This window comes from Micrococcus sp. HSID17227 (assembly GCF_003989405.1).
GTDB lineage: Bacteria > Actinomycetota > Actinomycetes > Actinomycetales > Micrococcaceae > Micrococcus > Micrococcus luteus.
Genome location: NZ_RBLN01000176.1, coordinates 1 through 4,577, shown reverse-complemented (window position 1 = coordinate 4,577; position 4,577 = coordinate 1). Strand labels below are relative to the sequence as shown.

General features: G+C 73.7%; 5 protein-coding genes and 1 pseudogene. 3 read left to right on the top strand and 3 right to left on the bottom strand.

All coding sequences use genetic code 11. The features are described 5' to 3' along the window. Positions 1 to 540 (bottom strand): annotated as a pseudogene (locus D8M29_RS08795) (hypothetical protein); the annotation flags it as partial. Between the two features lie 185 nt (positions 541 to 725). Between D8M29_RS08795 and D8M29_RS08790 the strand changes: the two are divergent. Further along, positions 726 to 1,256, top strand: coding sequence for a peptidylprolyl isomerase (locus D8M29_RS08790; protein ID WP_010079725.1), 531 nt, complete (start codon positions 726 to 728; stop codon positions 1,254 to 1,256). A 218-nt stretch (positions 1,257 to 1,474) separates the two neighbouring features. After that, positions 1,475 to 2,209: a rhomboid family intramembrane serine protease gene (locus D8M29_RS08785; protein WP_238692786.1), complete on the top strand. Its 735-nt coding sequence runs from the start codon at positions 1,475 to 1,477 to the stop codon at positions 2,207 to 2,209. 167 nt (positions 2,210 to 2,376) lie between these two features. Here D8M29_RS08785 and D8M29_RS08780 read toward each other — a convergent pair whose 3' ends face one another. Next, a complete protein-coding gene (locus D8M29_RS08780; protein WP_044659935.1) occupies positions 2,377 to 2,682 on the bottom strand; it encodes a cell division protein CrgA in 306 nt (101 codons plus the stop codon). A gap of 157 nt (positions 2,683 to 2,839) precedes the next feature. On the opposite strand from D8M29_RS08780, the gene D8M29_RS08775 reads away from it, so the two are divergent. Then, a complete protein-coding gene (locus D8M29_RS08775; RefSeq protein WP_049146857.1) occupies positions 2,840 to 3,493 on the top strand; it encodes an aminodeoxychorismate/anthranilate synthase component II in 654 nt (217 codons plus the stop codon). A gap of 45 nt (positions 3,494 to 3,538) precedes the next feature. On the opposite strand, the gene D8M29_RS08770 is transcribed toward D8M29_RS08775, so the two are convergent. Next, the coding region (locus D8M29_RS08770) for a PASTA domain-containing protein (RefSeq protein WP_127445910.1) at positions 3,539 to 4,577 on the bottom strand (1,039 nt) is incomplete at its 5' end.

The following is a 4,577-nucleotide window of genomic DNA, read 5'->3' as shown; positions in this document are numbered from 1 at the left end:
GGACCGCTGCGCGTCCTTGCGGGCGCCCTTGGCGGCCTTCTTCGCGTCCTTGCGCAGGCCCTGGGCGGCCTGGCGGCCGTCCCGGCGCAGCTGCTTGGCCTTGCGGCCCCCACGACGGCGGCCCTTCTTCGCGGCCTTCTCAGCGTCCTTGCGCGCCGCGGCGAACTGCTGCTGCACCTCGTGGCCGGCGTCCTGCGCCTGGGCCTGCAGGTGCTCGAGGAAGTCCTGGACGGTGTCCACGCCCTTGGCGACGGCGGGGGCCAGCAGCCCGTACTGGTGCGCGACGGCCTCGCCGGCCTTCCGCGCCCCGCGCTCGACCATGGGGCCGTACTCCTTCTTGGCGTCCTGGGCCTTGCGGCGGCCCTCCTCGGCCGCGGCGGAGCCGCCGATCAGCCCGTAGGCCGCGGCCACCTCGCTCCAGGCGCGGGTGGACTCCACCTTCGGGGCGGCCCAGTGGCGCAGGTTCTCCGCCTGGCGTGCGACGAACGCGTTCGCGCCGCCGTCGTGCTGGATCTCGTCGTGCAGGGTCGTGCGAGCCATGTGATGCCTCCCGTGAGTTCTGGATGGTCGTTGAACGCGGTGGTCCTCGAGGCCCAGCCTAGTGGCCGACCCCCGCCGTGGCACGGGTCCCGGCACGCCGGGAGTGCGTACGCCGATCGCGGAAGACCCGCCCCCGGACGGCGGGATCCGGACGGCCCGCCGCCGCGGATGGAACAATGGGGCGCATGGCGAACAAGACGCACACCGCGACCATCCACACGAACCACGGCGACATCGTCGTCGAGCTGTTCGGCAACCACGCCCCGAAGACCGTGAAGAACTTCGTGGGTCTCGCCACCGGCGAGCAGGAGTGGACCCACCCGCAGACCGGTGAGAAGAACAACGGCGCCCCGCTGTACTCCGGCACCGTGTTCCACCGCATCATCAAGGACTTCATGATCCAGGGCGGCGACCCGCTCGGCATGGGCATCGGCGGCCCCGGCTACCAGTTCGGCGACGAGATCCACCCCGAGCTGCAGTTCGACCGTCCCTACCTGCTGGCCATGGCCAACGCCGGCCCCGGCACCAACGGCTCGCAGTTCTTCATCACCTCCGTGCCCACCGGCTGGCTCAACGGCAAGCACACCATCTTCGGCGAGGTGAAGGACGAGGCCTCCCAGAAGGTCGTGGACGAGCTCAACGCCGTCGCCACCGATCCCCGTGACCGCCCGCTCGAGGACGTCGTCATCGAGTCCATCGACATCGACGAGGCCTGAGCAGCCCCTCGGTGAGCACCACCCCCTCTGACCCGCACGGCCCGGACTCCGCGGACGGCACACCCCCGGTGTGCCCGCGGCATCCGGGCCGTGCCGCGTATGTGCGCTGCGCCGTCTGCCGGCGCCCCGCGTGCCTCGACTGCCAGCGTCCCGGCTCCGCGGCCGGACCGGTCTGCGTGGACTGTGCGTCCGGCGTCGTGGCCGGCCCTGCTCCGACGGTGGCTCCCGCCGGCGCCGCCGCGTCGGTCCCGGTCCGACGGCGGACGGGCTTCGCCGCCTCGCCCGTCACCTGGATCCTGCTGGCGGTCACGGCGGTGGTCTACGCGGCGCAGTGGCTGACCCGGGATCAGGCGTCCGGCGTGACCGAGGCGCTCTGGTACGCCGGGCTCTACACGTCCCCGTACGGCATGGAGCCGTGGCGGATGGCCTCCTACGCGCTCGTGCACGACGTCTCCGGTCCCACACACCTGCTGCTGAACATGCTCGCGCTGTGGGTGATCGGGCGCGTGCTCGAGCCCGCGCTGGGCTGGTGGCGGTTCCTCGCCCTCTACGTGCTCTCCGCCGTGGGCGGTGCGGTGTTCGCGCTGTGGGTCTCGGACCCGCTGCAGCCCGTCGTCGGGGCGTCCGGCGCCGTGTACGGCATGTTCGCGGCCCTGTTCCTGCTCACCCGGGTGCGGGGCGGCCAGGTGCGCTCGATCGCCATGCTGATCGGCCTGAACCTCGTGTTCTCGTTCCTGCTGCCCGGGGTGGCCTGGCAGGTGCACGTGGGCGGGCTGCTGACGGGCGCCGTCGTCGCCGTCGTGTTCTCCCTGGCCGGCGGGCTGCGCCCCGGGCGGGCGCGTGTGCCGTCCGTGGGCGCCCAGGCGGCCGGCCTCGTGGTCGTGGCGGCGGCGCTGGTGGCGCTCACGGTGCTCGGCGCCGCCCGGGTCACGGTGGCCGGCCTGCTCGGCTAGACCGTCGTCCCCGACCGTCCCCGGAGTTCTCCACAGGCGGGTGTGCACTTCTTCCCACAGGGGTGTCCACACCTGTGGACAACTCCGGGGACAACTCGTCTCCGGGCCGGATCGTGCGGATCCCTCATCCACAGGGTTGTCCACCACTGTGGAGAACTACACGCGTGTCATTCGCTCCAGCGGGACATCATCAGGAACCCGACGAGCGCGATGCCGAAGCCCACGAGGATGTTCCAGCCGCCGATCTGCACGATCGGGAAGAGGCCCTGGGTCAGGTAGTAGACGATGATCCAGAGCAGGCCGAGGATCAGCAGGCCGAACATCACGGCCTTGTACCCGGGGGAGAGGGGCTTCGGACCCGGGTCCACGTCCCCGAGGTCCGTCCGCACGGCGGAGCGGCTGCGGCGCGCGGCCTCGAGCTCCTCGCGCTTCCGACGGGCCGAGTCCTTGCGCTTGCCGGCGGGTGCTGCCACGGATCTTCTCCTCGGGTGGGGGGGTGGTGGGCGCCCCCACCGGCGGGGACCGGGGCGGGGACGGTATCCTGCTGACCTGCCCAGGACCGGGGTCAGCGACGTGCCCGGCCAGTCTATGCACCCCGCTCCCACGCGGCGGGGAGGAAAGAGCGCCCCCGTGCAGAGCCCCGAGGTCTCCGTCCTCGTCGTCGACAACTACGACAGCTTCGTCTACACCCTGGTGGGCTACCTTGAGCAGCTCGGGGCCCGCACCACCGTGATCCGCAACGACGAGGTCACCCCCGCCCGCGCCCTCGAGCTCGCGGCCGAGCACACGGCCGTGCTCATCTCGCCCGGGCCGGGCGCGCCCGCCGACGCCGGTGTCTCCCTCGACCTCATCCGCTCCGCCGCCGACGGCGGCCGCCCGCTCTTCGGGGTGTGCCTGGGGCACCAGGCCATCGCGGAGGCGTTCGGCGCCACCGTGACGCACGCGGAATCCCTCATGCACGGCAAGACGTCCCTGGTCCGCCACGGCGAGCACCCCATGTTCGAGGGCGTCCCCTCGCCGTTCACCGCCACCCGCTACCACTCGCTGGCCGCCGTGCGGCCCACCGTGGACGATGCGGTCCTGGAGATCACCGCCGAGACCGAGGACGGCGTCGTGATGGGACTGGCCCACCGCACCGCGCCCCTGTGGGGCGTGCAGTTCCACCCCGAGTCCGTGCTCACCGAGGGCGGCTACCGGATGCTCGGCAACTGGCTCGAGTCCGTGGGGCTCTCCGGGGCCGCCGAGCGCGGCGGCCGGCTCTCCCCCCTCGTCCGCCAGGACTGACCGGTCCCGGGGCCCGGTTCGCGGGTCCGACGGCGCCCCGTCCGCTCAGGTGGACGGCGGCGGATCGATCGAGGGCTCGGGCTCCGGCGTCAGCGTCGGCAGCGGGTCCACCGGCGTCGCGGTGGGCGACGTGCTCGGCGGCTGCCCGGTCGGCTCCGACGGGGCCGCCGACGTCGGTGACGGGCTCTGCGTCGGCGACGGCGTCGCGGTCGTCGTCGGCTCGGGGCTGGGCGTGGCCGAGGCGGACGGCGAGGGTGACGGCTCCGCGCTCTCGGAGGGCTCGGGGCTCTCCGTCGGCGGGGGGCTCGGTGATGCGGACGCCGACGGCGTGGGCTCGGGCGCCTCGCTGGATGGCGGGGCCGGCTCGGAGGGCTCGGCCGTGGGCGCGATCCACGAGGAAGCGGTCAGGGTCAGGGAGGAACGGTTGTCCACGCGGACGCCGGCGGGCGGATCCTGGGCCACGACCGTGCCGGTGTCGGTGGTCGCGCCGTCCTCGTCCTGGATCCGCACGCGCAGCTCGGGGGCGCTCAGCGCCAGCTGACGCCGCGCGTCCGGAGCGCTCATCCCCACCACGTCCGGCACGGCGACCATGCCGCTGGACAGGTGCAGCACCACGGAGGAGCCGGGCGGCACGTGCGTGCCCATCGCGGGGTCGGTGCGGGCGAGCAGCCCGCGCTCGAGTCGGCCGTCGTCCTGGTACTGCACGGAGGAGACACGCAGGCCCAGCCGTTCCAGCTCGCGGCGGGCCGCGTCCTCGGACAGCCCGTGCAGGGAGTCGGACAGCGCGATGCCCTCCTCGCCGCGGGACACCCGGATCCGCACCTCGGCCCCGCGGGGCACCTCCGTGCCCGTCGGCGGGTCGCTCTGGGTGACGGTCCCGTCCGGAGCGTCGGCCATGTACGCGGACGAGACGACGGCCACCAGGCCCGCGTCCTCGAGCGCCGCGACCGCCTCGTCCTGCTGCAGCCCCACCACCGCGGGCACCTCCACGGTGTTGCGCAGGGCCGCCGCGAGCCACGGCGCCAGGACCAGGGCCAGCGCGACCAGGACCGCGCCGGCCGCCAGGAGCGTGCGCCGGCGGCGA